2 protein-coding genes are annotated in these 1,245 nt (G+C 64.8%); both read right to left on the bottom strand.

What is annotated here, in order from left to right; all coding sequences use genetic code 11:
* Positions 1-17: 17 nt before the first annotated feature.
* A complete protein-coding gene (locus BM093_RS36895) occupies positions 18-674 on the bottom strand; it encodes an IS630 family transposase (protein ID WP_245774005.1) in 657 nt (218 codons plus the stop codon).
* A gap of 14 nt (positions 675-688) precedes the next feature.
* A complete protein-coding gene (locus BM093_RS36890) occupies positions 689-1,159 on the bottom strand; it encodes a helix-turn-helix domain-containing protein (protein WP_093357758.1) in 471 nt (156 codons plus the stop codon).
* Positions 1,160-1,245 lie beyond the last annotated feature (86 nt).

The raw sequence follows: 1,245 nt of genomic DNA, 5'->3' as shown, positions 1-1,245 counted from the left end.
CTAGTAGACCGTCGCAGCTAATTATTTGGGTATAGGTGGCGGAGTTTGACGCGAGCGTCGGCGGTGGTGAACTGCCAGTGAACCTGCCTCTGATCGGTGTTGGTGGCGTGTTGCCAGGCGGCGAGTTCGGTGTTGAGGGTGTCGATGTCGGTGATGCGCCGGTCGAGGCACTGGCGAGTCAGGGTCGAGAGTTCGATCTCGGCGATGTTGAGCCAGGAGCCGTGTCGGGGCGTGTGGTGGATCTCGAGCCGCTGCGCGAGTGCGAAGGCCTTGTCGGGCGGGAACGCCTCGTAGAGGGAGCCGACACCGTGGGTGTTGAGGTTATCCATCACCAGCACGACGGTGTCGGCGTCGGGGTAGTCGTGGGTGAGTAGGTGATCGACCTGATGAGCCCAGTCGATCTTGGTTCGGCGGGGTTGAGCGTCGACGCGGCGCCAGCCGCGTAGGGGTTCGACCCAAGCGAAGATCGAGCAGGTGCCGTTGCGGACGTACTCGCTGTCTTCTTTCCGGTCGTGGCCGGGCTCGGCGGGTATCGGCTCGCGGACTTGTCCCAGCAGCTGGTAGGGCTTCTCGTCCATGCACACCACCGGGCGGCGGGGATCGCGGGGGCGGGCGTAGACGGCCAGGACGTCTTCCATTCGGGCGGCGAACTCGGCGTTGGCGCGAGGTGGGATGGTCCAGCACTTCTTCAGATGAGGACGCAGTTTCGTTTTTTTAACACCCGGCCGATGGTGGAGTGATCCAGATCGGGCAGGTCGGCGACCAGTGCGACCTGACGCTCGAGCAGGCGCAGCGACCAGCGTGTATAGCCCTGCGGTGGGGTCGAGCAGGCCAGCGCGATCAAGCGGGCCTCGACCTCGCCGGTCACGATCGGCGCGATCGGCGGTGTCGCGCGCGGTTTACGGCCGATCGTGGCCAGCACGTCACCGCCGGTCTCGGTGAACCGTTTCGCCACCGCCCGCACGGTGTTCTCCGACGTTCCGACCCGATCCGCGATCACGGCCCGATCGGCCACCGGTCCGGCGTTCTCGTCCGACTCCAGCAGCACCCGCGCCCGCATGATCATCCGTGCCGGATGAATCCCGGAGGTGGTCAGCTTGACCAGGAACTCACGATCGGCAGCCGACAACCCGATCGTGAACACCTTTGCGCGAGGCATCGTGAGGGCATCCTCTCAGCAGCAGGAGTGAACTGCGAGAACTCGTACACCACATAGAGCCTGATTTAGCGGCGACACGCTACTAG

Origin of the sequence: Pseudonocardia ammonioxydans, assembly GCF_900115005.1 — a bacterium.
GTDB lineage: Bacteria > Actinomycetota > Actinomycetes > Mycobacteriales > Pseudonocardiaceae > Pseudonocardia > Pseudonocardia ammonioxydans.
The sequence above is the reverse complement of the archived record's forward strand: the minus strand, read 5'-3'. Positions and strand labels throughout refer to the sequence as shown.